The organism is Dyadobacter sp. CY323 (genome assembly GCF_021390245.1).
Classification (GTDB): domain Bacteria; phylum Bacteroidota; class Bacteroidia; order Cytophagales; family Spirosomataceae; genus Dyadobacter.
In genome coordinates this window covers 93,023-107,300 of the sequence record NZ_JAJUXH010000007.1, presented here as the reverse complement: position 1 = coordinate 107,300, position 14,278 = coordinate 93,023, and the positions used below count along the sequence as shown (strand labels likewise).

At 48.2% G+C, this 14,278-nt stretch carries 16 protein-coding genes; all 16 read left to right on the top strand.

Annotated features, from left to right (window positions below):
• Positions 1–124: 124 nt before the first annotated feature.
• Positions 125–988: an ester cyclase gene (locus LZG72_RS13335; RefSeq protein ID WP_233872839.1), complete on the top strand. Its 864-nt coding sequence runs from the start codon at positions 125–127 to the stop codon at positions 986–988.
• 20 nt (positions 989–1,008) lie between these two features.
• Positions 1,009–1,920, top strand: coding sequence for a nuclear transport factor 2 family protein (locus tag LZG72_RS13330; protein ID WP_233872836.1), 912 nt, complete (start codon positions 1,009–1,011; stop codon positions 1,918–1,920).
• Positions 1,921–2,096: 176 nt separating this feature from the next.
• Positions 2,097–2,534: an ester cyclase gene (locus LZG72_RS13325; RefSeq protein WP_233872833.1), complete on the top strand. Its 438-nt coding sequence runs from the start codon at positions 2,097–2,099 to the stop codon at positions 2,532–2,534.
• An 83-nt stretch (positions 2,535–2,617) separates the two neighbouring features.
• Positions 2,618–3,445 (top strand): type 1 glutamine amidotransferase domain-containing protein, encoded by an 828-nt coding sequence (locus LZG72_RS13320; protein ID WP_233872830.1) that lies wholly within the window; start codon positions 2,618–2,620, stop codon positions 3,443–3,445.
• Complete coding sequence (locus LZG72_RS13315) at positions 3,435–5,144, top strand: thiamine pyrophosphate-binding protein (protein ID WP_233872827.1); 1,710 nt, start codon at positions 3,435–3,437, stop codon at positions 5,142–5,144. Before LZG72_RS13320 ends, LZG72_RS13315 begins: the two co-directional genes overlap by 11 nt.
• 26 nt (positions 5,145–5,170) lie before the next feature.
• The gene (locus LZG72_RS13310) at positions 5,171–6,727 is read left to right on the top strand and encodes a GMC family oxidoreductase (RefSeq protein ID WP_233872824.1); all 1,557 of its coding nucleotides are present in this window, start codon (positions 5,171–5,173) and stop codon (positions 6,725–6,727) included.
• Between the two features lie 32 nt (positions 6,728–6,759).
• The gene (locus tag LZG72_RS13305; RefSeq protein WP_233872821.1) at positions 6,760–7,185 is read left to right on the top strand and encodes a hypothetical protein; all 426 of its coding nucleotides are present in this window, start codon (positions 6,760–6,762) and stop codon (positions 7,183–7,185) included.
• A gap of 37 nt (positions 7,186–7,222) precedes the next feature.
• The gene (locus LZG72_RS13300) at positions 7,223–7,615 is read left to right on the top strand and encodes a nuclear transport factor 2 family protein (RefSeq protein WP_233872818.1); all 393 of its coding nucleotides are present in this window, start codon (positions 7,223–7,225) and stop codon (positions 7,613–7,615) included.
• Between the two features lie 30 nt (positions 7,616–7,645).
• Positions 7,646–8,215: a DJ-1/PfpI family protein gene (locus LZG72_RS13295; RefSeq protein ID WP_233872815.1), complete on the top strand. Its 570-nt coding sequence runs from the start codon at positions 7,646–7,648 to the stop codon at positions 8,213–8,215.
• Positions 8,216–8,222: 7 nt separating this feature from the next.
• Complete coding sequence (locus tag LZG72_RS13290) at positions 8,223–8,651, top strand: VOC family protein (RefSeq protein ID WP_233872812.1); 429 nt, start codon at positions 8,223–8,225, stop codon at positions 8,649–8,651.
• Positions 8,652–8,716: 65 nt separating this feature from the next.
• Positions 8,717–8,860, top strand: coding sequence for a hypothetical protein (locus tag LZG72_RS13285; protein WP_233872809.1), 144 nt, complete (start codon positions 8,717–8,719; stop codon positions 8,858–8,860).
• 47 nt (positions 8,861–8,907) lie between these two features.
• On the top strand, positions 8,908–10,731 hold the full coding sequence (locus LZG72_RS13280; RefSeq protein WP_233872806.1) for an AGE family epimerase/isomerase: 1,824 nt from the start codon (positions 8,908–8,910) through the stop codon (positions 10,729–10,731).
• Between the two features lie 136 nt (positions 10,732–10,867).
• Positions 10,868–11,206: an STAS domain-containing protein gene (locus LZG72_RS13275; RefSeq protein ID WP_233872803.1), complete on the top strand. Its 339-nt coding sequence runs from the start codon at positions 10,868–10,870 to the stop codon at positions 11,204–11,206.
• Positions 11,207–11,209: 3 nt separating this feature from the next.
• Positions 11,210–13,330 (top strand): glycogen debranching protein GlgX, encoded by a 2,121-nt coding sequence (glgX, locus tag LZG72_RS13270; RefSeq protein WP_233872800.1) that lies wholly within the window; start codon positions 11,210–11,212, stop codon positions 13,328–13,330.
• Between the two features lie 186 nt (positions 13,331–13,516).
• Complete coding sequence (locus tag LZG72_RS13265; protein ID WP_233872797.1) at positions 13,517–13,837, top strand: STAS domain-containing protein; 321 nt, start codon at positions 13,517–13,519, stop codon at positions 13,835–13,837.
• Between the two features lie 8 nt (positions 13,838–13,845).
• A complete protein-coding gene (locus LZG72_RS13260) occupies positions 13,846–14,274 on the top strand; it encodes an ATP-binding protein (RefSeq protein ID WP_233872795.1) in 429 nt (142 codons plus the stop codon).
• The last annotated feature ends 4 nt before the right edge of the window (positions 14,275–14,278 follow it).

Here is a 14,278-nt window from a genome sequence, read left to right as displayed (position 1 = left end):
CAGTTTCGATAATTATTTGAAACCCTCGGCCCCGGGTTGTAGAGATATTTGGAAATCAGAAATTAAAAAAGAACGATTCGGTATCATTTTTAACTAAACCTTCCTCCCTGGGACTTTGACCAAGATGAATACAAACAAGGTACTTTCAAGACGTTACTTTTACCAGATCATGAACGGGATGAACGAGCAGGTTGCTCACGAGATCCTTTCAGAAGATTTTGTTTTCACCCTGCCTACTCACCCAGAGCCATTTTATGGTCCCGACGGATTCATCGGACTTGTTAAAATGCTTCATGGTTCATTCCCTGATTTTTACATCAACCCGCAAGAAATGCTGGCTGGCGGCGACTGGGTAATTACCCGTTGGAAAGGCGGCGGCACGCATACCGGTGGACCTTTGGTAACTGTAAAAGGAGATGTACAAGCGAGCGGAAAACATTTCGAAATCGACGGAATGACCTGGCACACCATTAAAGACGGTAAAATCGTGGAATCGATCGGCCATGAAGATACACTTGGTCTGATGCTGCAATTGGGCGTGCTTCCGTCAGAAGGCGCGGAGGCTGAGCACGACCTGGAACACAACCAAACTTTGGCTACCCGGTACTTCGAAGAAATTATGAGCCAGGGCAGGCTGGATGTAGTAGAAGAAATTCTAGATCCTGAATTTGCATTTATTATACCTACCCAGCCTGAGCCAATCGCGGGCTACCCGGCTTTCAAAGGATTTGTTTCTTACCTGCGGAATGCATTCCCGGACATCAAGTTCACGGTGATGCGCCAGACAGCCGAAGGAAATAAAGTAGCCAGCAGATGGAATATTGAAGGTACTCACCTGGGAGAATTCCTCGGAGCACCTGCAACCGGAAACCACGTGAAGGATTACGGTATCGACATTTTTACGATCAAGAATGGCAAAATCGTTTCAGTGCATGTGAACGAAAATGATTTCGGTTTGATGCAGCAACTCGGCGCCATCCCATCCTGAAACGTCAACCATCCGGATTCATGGAAACCAGTGTTGCGCAACCAACCACTTTGTTAAGAAGATTTTACGACACATTAGAAAATAACCAAATCGATCAGCTACTGCCTTTTTTAGCAGAAGATGTGATTTGGGAAGTTGCCGGTCCGACCGATATCATGCCCTGGGCAGGAGAATGGAAAGGCCACGAAGGTGTCAGACAATATTTTATTTTACTCAACGAAGGATTAGCTTCCGATAAGCTGGTTCCGACCCGGTTTATCGTCCAGGGCAACACAGCAGCGGTTGTCCTGGACGGAAGCGGCGAAACCAGGAACGGGAGCAGGTTCACCGGGGGTGCGGTACATTGGATCACGATTACTGACGGGAAAATTAGTCGCTTGCAATCGTACCGCGACGCTTTTCCCATTATTGAAGCTCTGTATGGCGGAAGGCCATTCACGGTGCAGCTTTCGCAGTCCGCTTCCCATTACGTGATCAGTCCGCTGGCGCCTGAAAAGAATGCGGATGCCCCGCTACCCGAAACAGTAAAGACGGTATTGGCGATGTACGGCGCTTTGCAAGGTTTGAAGACGGATGAGTTGCGGAAAGTGTTTGCAGAAGATGTAGTCTGGGAAATGTTCGGTCCCGCAGACATTATCGGATGGTCGGGCAAGTGGATAGGCCCGGACGAAGCAATGGAATCGGCGAAAGCGATCATTGAAACCATGCATTTCGAACATTTTAAAGCTGTCGGGATGATTTGCGAGGGAGACACAGCAGCTGTCCTGATCGACGAGCCGGGTTCATCAAAAGCCACCGGATTACCATTTCACACCAGCGTAGTCCATATAGTAACCGCAAAGGAAGGCCGAATTACAAAGTTCACAAACTACGTAAACACAGCCGGAATCGTGGAGGCATTTTTAGGCGGGAGACCGTTTGTAGTAAGCTAAATGCTGTTAGCTATTAGCCGTTAGCTATTAGCTTTTAGAAACTAAGCCGTTCGCAACGAGATGATTATGTACCAGATTGAGAGTTTAATAAGTTTCAAAATAAAAAAAAGGCTAACAGCTAATGGCTAACAGCTAAAAGCTTCCCCCTACCATTTCAACCCTTAAAAGAAAAAACCATGTCATTAACAGCAGAAGAAAACAATGCCATTTGTATCGAGTTTTTTGAAGCTGCCTGGAATACAGGTATCGTAAGAGAAGACCTTTTATCGTCTGACGCGATCGACCATTCTCAGGTAGGTGGAAAAACCGTATCTGAACCTGGGTCAGCCAGTTTCAAAGGAATTGTGGGAATGTTTCGCGGTGCAATGCCGGACGTACAGCTTACTATCGAAGACCAGATTTATGTGGCTGACAAAGTCGTTCACAGATGGAGACTGAATGGTACCGATACTGGCGGAGTAATGGGAATGCCACCATCCGGCAAATCAATCTCCATGTCAGGAACGACGACGGTTCGTATGGCCGATGGTAAAATCGCAGAACGCTGGGCAAATGTCGACGAACTCGGTCTGTTACAGCAGCTGGGAGTTGTGCCTCCTCCTCCGGGACATTGATTTCTAAAGATATCAAATCTTCCTCTTGATCATTGATCCTCCTCTTATCAAAATTTTAAAGCTTCGAAAAACCAAAAAATATTATGTCTAAAAAAATACTCGCCGTTTTATCGGAATATGGATATTGGGGCATTGAGCTCGTAGGCCCGCTCGAAAAACTGGAAGAAGCCGGTTACACTGTAGAATTCATTACACCGACAGGTAAAAAAGCAGAGGCATTGCCGCCGAGCTACGATACTACCTATGTGGATCCTCCGCTGGGAGTATGCGTTACTACGCCGCTTGCTGCTGAGAAAGTGATTGCATTCGAGAAATCAAACCGTCTTGAAGAAAGAATGAACCTTTCCGAGATCCTTCCGGAACGTCCGTTTTTCTCAACGCCTGACTTTTTGAGAGCGTTTGAAAAATATTATGCAGATCTTAAAATTGCGCAGGAAAAACTGACCGAAGAATATGCAGCCGTTTTCCTAGTAGGCGGCAGCGGCCCGATCGTTGACATGGTCAACAATCAGCGCGTTCACGATCTGATCTTAGGCTTTTACAAAAAAGGATTGCCTGTTGCGGGAATCTGCTACGGAGTTGCTCCGCTGGTTTTTGCCCGCGATTTCAACGAGCGCAGACCGATTATCCGTGGCAAACATGTGACCGGACATTGCATTGAGTACGATTACCACGACGGTACCGGCTTCCTGCACACGGATCTGAACATGGGCGCGCCGCCATATGTACTGGAATATATCTTGTCCGACGCAGTGGGACCAGAAGGTCAGTATCATGGCAATTTTGGAAAAGAAACCTCAGTAATCGTTGATTATCCATTTATTACCGCACGTTCGCTGCAATGTTCTTTCGAATTCGGAGAGCAGTTTGTGAACGTATTAGACAAAGGTCTCACTCGTTATGGCTGGTAAAACCGGGAATCAGAAGATAATCGAACAATTTCTTGCCGACGGTATGGATTTCATGTTCGGGAACCCGGGAACGGTGGAGCAAGGTTTCCTCGATGCCCTGGCCGAATACCCGGACATGAAGTATATTCTTTCCCTGCAGGAAACCATTGCCGTCATGATGGGCGATGGTTACGCGAGGGCTACGCAAAAACCTACCCTGGTGCAACTGCACAGTTCGCCGGGTATCGGTAATGCGGTGGGCGCCGTGTATCAGGCTAAACGGGGACATGCGCCGCTGGTCGTGATCGGATCGGACGCGGGTGTGCAGTACATGAATATGGACGCGCAAATGGCGAACGACCTGGTAGCGATGATGGCCCCGGTTACCAAATATGCAACGATGGCGACCTCGTCGAAATCGCTGTTGAGGACTTTGCGCCGCGCGATTAAAATAGCTACCACAGCACCAATGGGGCCGGTTTACGTTTGTTTGCCGATGGATATTCTGGACGAGATAAACGATGAGCCCGTATTCCCAAGCTGCATTCCGTCTACGCGGGTTTTACCTTCGGAAGATTTGATCAGACAATCTGCTGAAATGCTTCTGAATGCAGAAAAACCAATGATTTTCGTGGGGGACGGCGTGGCATATTCAGATGCGATCCCGGAATTGACGAAAGTAGCGGAGCTTTTAGGCGCGGAAGTATATGGGGTTGAATTTGGTGACGTGGTAATGGACAATACGCATCCGCTTTACCAGGGCACGACCGGCCATATGTTCGGTTCATTCAGCCACCCGATTACTACAAAAGGCGATGTAAACCTAGTTGTGGGAACCTATATGGTGCCTGAGGTTTTCCCGGAGCTTGGTGAAATTTACGCACCGGACGCCAAAGTGATCCATTACGATCTGAATGCATATGAAATCGCTAAAAATCACCGTGTTGACCTGGGTGTAGTTTGCGATCCCAAGTTATCACTTGCTGAACTCGCTGAGGCTATTGAAGCCATGATCTCTCCCGAACAAATGTCGATTGTGATCGAACGTATAGAGCAGATCGGTCAGGCAAAAGAAGAGAAAATACGCAACGAAAAACAACTGGACGATAAGCAACAGGGAAAAAATCCTTTGCATATGGCACAGTTCAGCCGCGTTCTTGCAGAAAAACTCAACCAGGCCGAAACAATTATTTTCGACGAAGCATTAACGAGTTCGGCAGCAGTTAGCAGGTACATCCCGCCACGGTCTGCCGGCCAGTACTTTACAACACGCGGAGGTTCGCTCGGAGTAGGCTTTCCGGGTGCGATCGGTGCCAAGCTGGCTAATCCTGAAAAAACGGTGATCGGCTTTTCGGGCGACGGCGGAAGTATGTATACCATTCAAACGCTCTGGTCTGCGGTCCGGCATAACACCGGAGCAAAGTTTGTAGTGTGTAACAATGGATCGTACCGTCTTTTGCAACTCAATATCGACCAATACTGGCAGGAAAGAGAGATTGGCAAACATTCGTTCCCGCTGCCATTCGACCTTTCATATCCCGCGATCCGGTTTGACCTGATGGCGCAATCCATGGGCGTCGATTCCGTCCGGGTGGAAAAAGAAGAAGATATTTTACCGGCAATCGAGAGGATGCTGGCCGACGATAAACCCTTTTTAATTGACCTGGTGCTGGAAGGTGACCACCGTTCCGACTGGGTAAAAGTGAACTGTTCGCATTAGCTGACCAATTAACCTCCTCCATAAAAATGTTGAATAATCAAATCTACGATTACATCATTGTGGGCGCCGGAGCCTCCGGCAGTGTGCTTGCAAACCGATTGAGTGAAGATCCGAAAAACCGGGTTTTACTGATTGAAGCCGGTGGTAGCGATCAGAACCCGGCTGTAAAAGATCCCGGCGGTTTTGTAAGCTTGTGGGGCACGGACTTGGACTGGCAGCTTGAAACTACCGGTCAGGAGGGGTTGGGCGGGCGTAAAATAGTGATCAACCAGGGCAAAGTACTAGGCGGAGGCACATCGCTGAATGCCATGATGTACGTCCGCGGAAATCCGGGGAACTTCAACGAATGGGAAGCCCTGGGCGCCGAAGGATGGGGATATGACGATGTATTAACCTATTTTAAAAAATTAGAGAACTTTGAAGGTGGTGAATCCACGTACCATTCAACGGGCGGCGAAATAAGTATCCGTTATTGCCCGGACGATGTGATGCGTTCCGAACATTTTCTGAAAGGTGCGACGGAACTGGGTTACGACGGCCCGGACTGGGATTATAATGGCGCCCGCCAGGAAAATGGAGCTGGTTTGTTACAGTTTCACATTGATAAGGAAAATCGCCGCGATAATGGCGTTTCAGCATTTTTAGATCCGATTAGAGAAAGGCAGAACCTGACGATTATCACAAATGCGCAGGTGTCCCGGATTTTGATCCAGGACAAAAAAGCATTCGGGATTGAATTCGAGCAGGAGGACCTGACCTGGCATGCTTTGGCCGAAAAAGAAGTGATCGTTTCTTCGGGTGCGCTGGCTTCGCCGAAGTTGCTGTTGCTTTCGGGAATCGGGCCGGCGGCAGAACTGAAAGCCCTGGAAATACCGGTAGTCGCTGATTTGCCGGGTGTTGGAAAAAACCTGCAGGATCATTTGCAGCTGCCGATGATTTTCAGGTCGAAGATTCCAATGCCAAATACGACGTTGCTGACCGGTAATGCCATTTTTCTTTGCACAAAAGAAGAAGGCGGACTGGTAGATCTGCAAATCAATTTCACTCCAAGTTTGCCGGGACCGCTTGCGCCGATATTGCCCGATCTGGGCGGCCCGGTTTGCATATTCCTGCCGATTTTGGTGCAGCCGGAAAGCAGGGGAGAAGTTACTCTTCAGTCGAAGCATTTCATGGACCCCCCATTTGTAAATCCAAATTATCTCCAGGCAGCTGCCGACGTGGAAGTACTTTCCAAAGCAGTCGGGATAGTGCGGAAACTTGCCAATACCAACAAATTCCTGGAACTGAACGGCGGTGAAATGGTACCGGGCGAAGGAACGGACCTGGAAGGATTTATCCGTAGCCAATGCACCACACTCTGGCATCCGGCGGGGACCTGTAAAATGGGACAAGACGAGATGTCGGTCGTTGATCCGAGCCTCAAAGTACACGGCATTGCAAATTTAAGAGTAGCCGACGCCTCGGTCATGCCGACTGTGATCAGCGGAAATACAGTCGCAGCCTGTTTTATGATCGGTGCAAAAGCCGCAGAAATGATCCTGAAACAGCATTCCGAAGCCATAACAAGCTCGGTAGCAAGCTAATTTATCAAAGACTTTAAACACAACTGAATACCATGTTAACACAGGAAGCAATAAAAGAATTAGCACTTGACTGGTACGCTAAACTGGACGTACACGTTCCGATGGTCGAAGTTTTACCTCTGCTGGCAGACGCGGAACTGGAAATGGTATTTCCGGAAGCTACGGTTTACGGATATGCCGGTTTTGAAGGCTGGTTCCAGCGCGTGATCCGCATTTTCTTCGATGAAGTGCATACTGTTAAAAGTGTAGAATCGACGATCAATGGCGACAGAGCTACCGTAAAAGTGGTGGTACAATGGGAAGCGAGCGTTTGGAATGCACCTGAGGCATATAGCAAACGCATTAAATGCGACGCGTTCCAGACCTGGGAAGTGAAATTAAATGACGCCGGAAAGGTAGTTATCACTAAATACATCGTGGACGGACTGGAATATCACGAAGGTTCAGCCACACTTTAATACCGATCAATATTCCTTCTTTATCCCAAACAACATTATGAAGAACGTACCGGACACCAAGCTGGGTAAAATGTATAGAGAGCATATCCAGCACATTCTGGATAAAAACATCGATGCTCTTCTGGATCAATATACCGACGATGCTACGCTGATCAGCAGCTTTTCCAAATCACCCGTGGTTTACAAAGGCCGTGATCAGGTCAATGAACACATGCAGGGAATTTTAGGGATAGATGGCCTCGAAACAGAGATTATTTTCTGGGCAGAAACTGAAAATCCCGAAACGCTGATGATCACCGAACAGATCACGATGACAGTAGGCGGTGAAAAGAGCGAAATGCGTTTTGCCGATAGCTGGGTGCTGGAAAACGGTCGCATCGCCATTCATTTTGCAGGAATGGTACAACATCCTGACGGGACTCTCGCCTAAACTAGTATCCAAAAAATAACCCCCGTCATCATGAAACTTGTAGGAAAAAAGATCGGCGTGCTCATTGAGGCCGACTATTTCGAGAACGAAATCTTCTATTACAAATTCCGCTTCCCCGAGGAAGGCGCCGAAATTCATTTCCTATCTCGTCTCTGGGGACAGGATAAGCTCACATTTCTAGGTCACGAATACCGTGCGCCGATGGATTGCTGGGAGACATTCGAAAATATGAGCGACGAAGAGTTGCGCTCGTACGACGCGATCATCGTTCCGTCAGGGATGGTTTCTGACAGGCTTCGATATACCGAAGATGTGGAGAAAATCCCGCCGGCAACGGAATTCCTGAAACGCGTGTTTGCAGAGCCAGGCATTCTGAAAGGTATTATTTGTCATGGCATGTGGCTGGTAGCTCCCGCAACGGAACTTGTGAGAGGCCGGAAAGTGGTTTGCCATAACAACCTGATCGGCGATGCCAAAGCCTACGGCGCCATTTATACCAATGAAGATGTGGTTGTAGACGGCGACCTGATTACCGGAAGATCGGGCGGCCATGCCCATTTGTTTGCGAAGATGATCATTGAAACGCTTTCTGTAAACTGATAACAGCATGGAAACAACATTTTTTCATTTGGCACTGACCGTCAAAGACCTGGCAAAATTCGAGTCCTTTTATTCCAGGCATTTCGGGTTCCGACGGGCACGGGTGATCAGTTTAGGCGACGACGCTGAGCTGGTTTTCCTGAAAAACGACAAAAACGTATACCTGGAAATCTTCCCGCCTGAAGAAGAACGTCCGTGCGCAATGTCGGAGGCCGATGGACCGCATTACCCGGGACTGCGTCACATTGCATTTTCGGTCGACGACATCGATGCCAAGCTCCAGTCCATGGGGGAAGACGCGGTGATCACCCTCGGCCCATTGCATTTCGACGATGTGATCGAAGGCTGGAAGACGGTCTGGTTGAAAGATCCGGAAGGAAACATCATCGAGATCACCCAGGGCTACCGGGACCAGGAGAATCTGGTGACGGCCTAGGCCGTGAGGCCGTCGTGCCGTCGTTGGTGCCGTCGTTGGTGTTCTCACCAACGACAAAATCGCCGGTGAGAACACCGGCAACGACAAAATCGCCGGTGAGAACACCGGCAACGACAAAATCGCCGGTGAGAACACCGGCAATGGCGAAATCGCCGGTGAGAACACCGGCAATGGCGAAAATCGCCGGTGAGACACCGTCAATGGCGTAGAATACCCCTCAAATCAAAACATTATAAAACACCTTAACGACTAACGAATGAATTTAAATTTCACTTTTTCGGATACCATTGCGGGTTATATCACCGGATATAATGCAGAGGAACGCTGGTTTACTTTGGAAACTTCGGACAAAAGACCGTTCAAGCTCAACCTGATCGCCTCTACTTACGCACGCAGCGTACAAAACCTGACCGAAGGCTGGCAGGATCCGGGCGATATTGCCACGTTTCTGTCTACGAACGGCCAGTACGTTTTCGCCTACGGAACATTTTATCCAAATGCCGGCGCAGACGAAGCCGCATTTGAAGCACAGCAATTGATTTTCCCGGGTAAAGAACCGAAGGTATACCGTCACGAAGAACAAAACTGGTGGATCACGCAGATCAGTTCGATCGCTTCCAGCTACCTGAAATGGCAATTTGATTATCCCAAAGAGGAAATCAACTACAAGAACTACCGCACAATGCTGCATTTGGGAGGTTCTAAAAAAGGCGATTATCTTCAGGAAACGGATACTATATCCCGTATGGTTTACGGATTCGCTTCCGCCTACCTATTAACCGGAAAAGACGAATTCCTTGAAGGTGCGGAGCTCGGAACGGAATACCTGCGCGACCACATGCGGTTTTTCGATACCGACGATGATCTCGTTTACTGGTACCACGGTTTAAAAGTGGAAGGTCAGAAAGAAACGAAATTGCTGACTTCTGAATTCGGTGACGATCTGGATTCACTTCCAATGTACGAGCAGATCTACGCATTGGCAGGTCCTACTCAAACCTACCGCATTACGGGAGATCAGCGCATCCGTGACGATATCGACAAAACCATTGACCTTTTTGAAAAATACTTCAAAGATCCGAATGGAATAGGTTATTACTCTCACTTACACCCGATTACGCTTGATGCGCACGAGGAATCCCTTGCACACAACAAAGCCCGTAAAAACTGGAACTCGGTAGGTGACCACGCGCCTGCTTACCTGATCAACCTGTACCTGGCAACGGGTGAGAAGGCCCACGCCGACTTCCTCGAATATACGTTTGATACGATTACAAAGTATTTCCCGGATTACGAAAACAGCCCGTTCGTTCAGGAAAAATTCTTCGAAGACTGGAGTAAAGATCAAACCTGGGGATGGCAGCAAAACCGCGCGGTAGTAGGTCACAACCTTAAAATCGCATGGAACCTGATGCGTCAGCAATCGTTAACCCCAAAACAAGAGTACCTCGATTTCGCTAAGAAAATTGCAGAACTAATGCCTTCGGCTGGTTCCGATCAGCAACGTGGCGGCTGGTATGATGTGGTTGAAAGAGTAAAGAAAACCGGCGGAAAACATCAGTTTGTGTGGCACGACCGCAAAGCCTGGTGGCAGCAGGAGCAGGCAATCCTTGCTTACCTGATCATGTACGGAATCCTGGGCGACGAGGAATACGAAAAACAAGCTCGTGAGGCAGCTGCATTCTACAATGCATTCTTCCTGGATAACGACGATGGCGGTGTGTATTTCAATGTGCTTTCGAATGGTATGCCTTACCTGCTGGGTACGGAGCGTTTCAAAGGAAGCCACTCGATGAGCGCCTATCACAGTACCGAATTGTGCTACCTGTCAGCGGTTTACATTAACTTGTTGATCACAAAAGAGCCGACGTACTTCTACTTTAAGCCTTATCCAAACGGTTGGAAAGACAATATTCTTCGTGTTTCTCCTGACATTTTGCCTCCTGGAAGCATTTACATCAGCGAAGTTTTCATTGACGATCAGCCATATACCGATTTCGACGCGCAGGGACTTACCGTAAAACTTCCGGAAACAGAAGAACGCATCCGTGTGAAAGTATTGATCAGCCCGACGAAATAGGGGATAGGCCGTCGGCAATCAGCCGTCAGCTATCGGCAATCTCAAATTGATTCCAAATCAAAAAGAGAGCCGAAAGCCGACCACCGAAAGTCGACGGCCAACTAAGCTAACCGCTAAAAGCTAAAAGCTAAAAAACATGAAAGTAACAATTACCGAGCAGGACGAGATTGCGGTTGTGGAAGTAACCGGCGATATCGACAGCAAGACGGCACCTGAATTTGAGCGAAATGCGAAGCTCGCGACCGAAAAAAGTCAGAAAATCGCCATTGACCTTACCAACGTGGAATTTATGTCCAGCGCAGGATTGCGTGTGCTGCTCATGGTTTTCAGGAACATCAAATCGCAAAATGGGAAGGTGATCCTTGTCGGCGTTTCGGAGGATATTCAGGATGTGATGTCTACTACTGGTTTTATCAACTTTTTCACGATCGTTGGGACGCTGGACGAAGCACTTGTCATTCTTAAACAAGACTAGCCCATGGCAACAGATATCAGGATAGATTATTATCCTACCCACGAGCAGCAAGGCATTAAATTCAGACGCGGACATGCATTGCCTTTTGGGGCTACCATGGTTCCGAACGGGATCAATTTCAGTATTTATTCGAGCGAAGCCATCGACTGCACGCTGGTGCTTTTCGAAAGAGGTGAGGCCCAGCCATTCGCTGAGATCCGTTTCCCGGAGGAATTCCGTACCGGTAATGTGTATTCCATGATCGTGTTCGACCTCGACTACGAGCGACTGGAATATGGTTACCGCATGGACGGGCCATTCAAGCCGGAAGAAGGACATCGTTTTGACAAAAGCATTATCCTGAGCGATCCGTATGCGAAAGCGATCGGCGGCCGCGATACCTGGCTGGCGACTCCGAACTGGGACAACATTTATCCGTATCGGTCAAGACTCGTTTTCGAAGACTTCGACTGGGAAAATGACCACCCGCTGGAAACGCCGATCGAGGATCTCGTAATCTACGAAATGCACGTCCGCGGCTTTACGCAGCATCCGTCTTCCAATGTCAAAAATCCGGGAACGTTCGCAGCGATCCGCAGCAAGATTGCCTATTTGAAAGAACTGGGCATTAACTGCGTGGAACTGATGCCGATCTACGAATTCGATGAATGGGAAAACAGCAAGGAAAATCCCGTTACCGGAGGTCTGATCGTCAATTTCTGGGGATACAGCACCGTTAACTTCTTCTCGCCAAAAGCAGGTTATGCCGCAACCGGGAAGTTCGGGATGCAGGTGGATGAGCTCAAAACGCTGGTAAAAGAACTGCATAAAGCAGGTATCGAGGTCATGCTCGATGTTGTGTTTAACCACACGGCCGAAGGCGATCACCGCGGACATACCATTTCTTTCAGGGGGATTGATAACAAAACCTACTACATGCTCACGCCTGAGGGTTATTACTTCAATTTCTCGGGAACGGGAAATACATTGAACTGTAACAATCCGGTGGTTCGTAACATGGTACTCGACTGTCTGCGTTACTGGGCGGCTGATTATCACATTGACGGTTTCCGTTTTGACCTCGCCGCCATTCTCGGCCGTGACCAGAACGGTGCGCCGTTGAGCAACCCGCCATTACTTGAATCACTGGCCTACGATCCCATTCTTGCCAAATGCAAGCTGGTTGCCGAAGCCTGGGATGCAGGAGGATTATATCAGGTAGGCTCATTTCCCGCATACGGCCGCTGGGCGGAATGGAACGGAAAGTACCGCGACGCAATTCGCAAATTCCTGAAAGGGGACGAAGGCCTGGTAGGTGAAATGGCGCAATGTATCCAGGGATGGCCTGATCTGTACTATTACCGCGGCCCGACTGCCAGCATCAATTTTATTGCCTGTCACGATGGTTTTACGCTTTATGACCTTTTTGCTTACAATGAAAAACACAACGAAGCGAATGGAGAAGGTAATAATGACGGCGGCAATGATAATCATTCATGGAATTGTGGTGTGGAAGGTGAAACAGAAGATCCGTACATTAATCAACTACGTCACAAGCAGATAAAAAATGCATTGTCGATCCTGATGGTAAGCCAGGGTGTGCCGATGATCTTGTCGGGCGATGAAATGGGTGTGACCAAAAACGGCAACAACAATACCTACTGCCACGACAACGAACTGAACTGGGTTGACTGGAACCTGCTGGAAAAAAATGCCGATATCTATTATTTCGCGCAACGCATTACGCGGTTCCGCCGGGCGCATCCGGTACTGAGAAGCAGGACGCATTTCCAGCACCGCGATTATGTAGGCAGCGGATTTCCTGATGTCAGTTTTCACGGTACACAAGCCTGGGAACCAAACTTCGACGCATCGAGCCGCTGCCTGGGCGTAATGCTCGACGGCGCGCATGCAAAAGGTGGGACGATCGAAGACGACAGTATTTACATCGCGATGAACTCACATTACGACGCATTGTATTATGAGCTTCCGCAACTGCCAAACGGCAAAAGCTGGCACCTGGCCGTAAATACAGATATGCCGACAGGTGACGACATCTACGACATCGGAAAAGAGCCGAGACTCGAAGATCAGGGCAGGTTCCTGGTTGGAGGAAGGGCTACGGTGATATTGGTTGGGAAGTAGTGGAATGCGATGTCAGTTATGGTCACTAATAGTCACTTATTGTCATTAATAGTCATTCATGGTAATAACGCTTAATAACAATTCATGACGATCAATGACGACAAGTGACAATAAATGACAGAACCAACCCGGCCTCCCTGGCAACAGCTCATTTACATTTTAAATCAACTTTATAATATTAAAATCATGGCATTTCAAATAGAATCAGTAGTTGAGGATCAGGTTGCGAAACTTACTTTACATGGCGAGCTTGATTCGCTTTCGGCGCGTGTGTTTCAAACCGAGATCGAAAAAATCGCTAATCAACCGATCGAGTCGTTGGTACTTGACATGGAGGAGCTTAACTTTATGTCATCCGCAGGATTGAGGGTTTTAATTTATTCCAAACAAAAAATCGGCCCGAAACTGTCCATTTATATTGTAAAACCACAGGAGCTGATTGTTGACACGCTCACCAAAACGGGTCTTCAGCACAGCGTTACGATTGTCGATCAATATCCTGTTTAACTTCCGTTATGATGGAATCGAAAAGTTTTCCCGGCAATGTGGATTCTCTGGATTCGCTGCGGGAATACGTTGGTGAGCTTTCGCAGCAGGCAGGTTTGGCCAAAAAGCCAACTTACAGTCTCAAACTGGCTGTTGATGAAATTGCTACAAACATCATTTTGTACGGTTATCAGGAGGCTGGTTTAAATGCCGATTTCGCAGTTTTGAGCGAAATCACAGATAAGGAACTGGTTTTGATCCTCGAAGACGTAGCTGCTCCGTTCGATCCGCTGGCCAAAGACCTGCCAAATGCAAAAGATCTGACACTTTCGCTGGAAGAACGCGGAATTGGAGGATTAGGCATTTTCCTGACGATCAATGGTGTCGATGAATTTTCATATGAATACGCGGATGGGAAAAACAGAAACAAATTTGTTATGAAAATCGCCGCAACCTGAAAGA

Bases quoted from the DNA above. Each gene is read 5' to 3' on its own strand.
- LZG72_RS13265 (WP_233872797.1), top strand. From the start codon at position 13,517: ATGGCATTTCAAATAGAATCAGTAGTTGAGGATCAGGTTGCGAAACTT.
- LZG72_RS13325 (WP_233872833.1), top strand. From the start codon at position 2,097: ATGTCATTAACAGCAGAAGAAAACAATGCCATTTGTATCGAGTTTTTT.
- LZG72_RS13305 (WP_233872821.1), top strand. From the start codon at position 6,760: ATGTTAACACAGGAAGCAATAAAAGAATTAGCACTTGACTGGTACGCT.
- LZG72_RS13300 (WP_233872818.1), top strand. From the start codon at position 7,223: ATGAAGAACGTACCGGACACCAAGCTGGGTAAAATGTATAGAGAGCAT.
- LZG72_RS13275 (WP_233872803.1), top strand. From the start codon at position 10,868: ATGAAAGTAACAATTACCGAGCAGGACGAGATTGCGGTTGTGGAAGTA.
- LZG72_RS13320 (WP_233872830.1), top strand. From the start codon at position 2,618: ATGTCTAAAAAAATACTCGCCGTTTTATCGGAATATGGATATTGGGGC.
- LZG72_RS13310 (WP_233872824.1), top strand. From the start codon at position 5,171: ATGTTGAATAATCAAATCTACGATTACATCATTGTGGGCGCCGGAGCC.
- LZG72_RS13295 (WP_233872815.1), top strand. From the start codon at position 7,646: ATGAAACTTGTAGGAAAAAAGATCGGCGTGCTCATTGAGGCCGACTAT.
- LZG72_RS13280 (WP_233872806.1), top strand. From the start codon at position 8,908: ATGAATTTAAATTTCACTTTTTCGGATACCATTGCGGGTTATATCACC.
- LZG72_RS13290 (WP_233872812.1), top strand. From the start codon at position 8,223: ATGGAAACAACATTTTTTCATTTGGCACTGACCGTCAAAGACCTGGCA.
- LZG72_RS13315 (WP_233872827.1), top strand. From the start codon at position 3,435: ATGGCTGGTAAAACCGGGAATCAGAAGATAATCGAACAATTTCTTGCC.
- glgX (WP_233872800.1), top strand. From the start codon at position 11,210: ATGGCAACAGATATCAGGATAGATTATTATCCTACCCACGAGCAGCAA.
- LZG72_RS13335 (WP_233872839.1), top strand. From the start codon at position 125: ATGAATACAAACAAGGTACTTTCAAGACGTTACTTTTACCAGATCATG.
- LZG72_RS13330 (WP_233872836.1), top strand. From the start codon at position 1,009: ATGGAAACCAGTGTTGCGCAACCAACCACTTTGTTAAGAAGATTTTAC.
- LZG72_RS13260 (WP_233872795.1), top strand. From the start codon at position 13,846: ATGATGGAATCGAAAAGTTTTCCCGGCAATGTGGATTCTCTGGATTCG.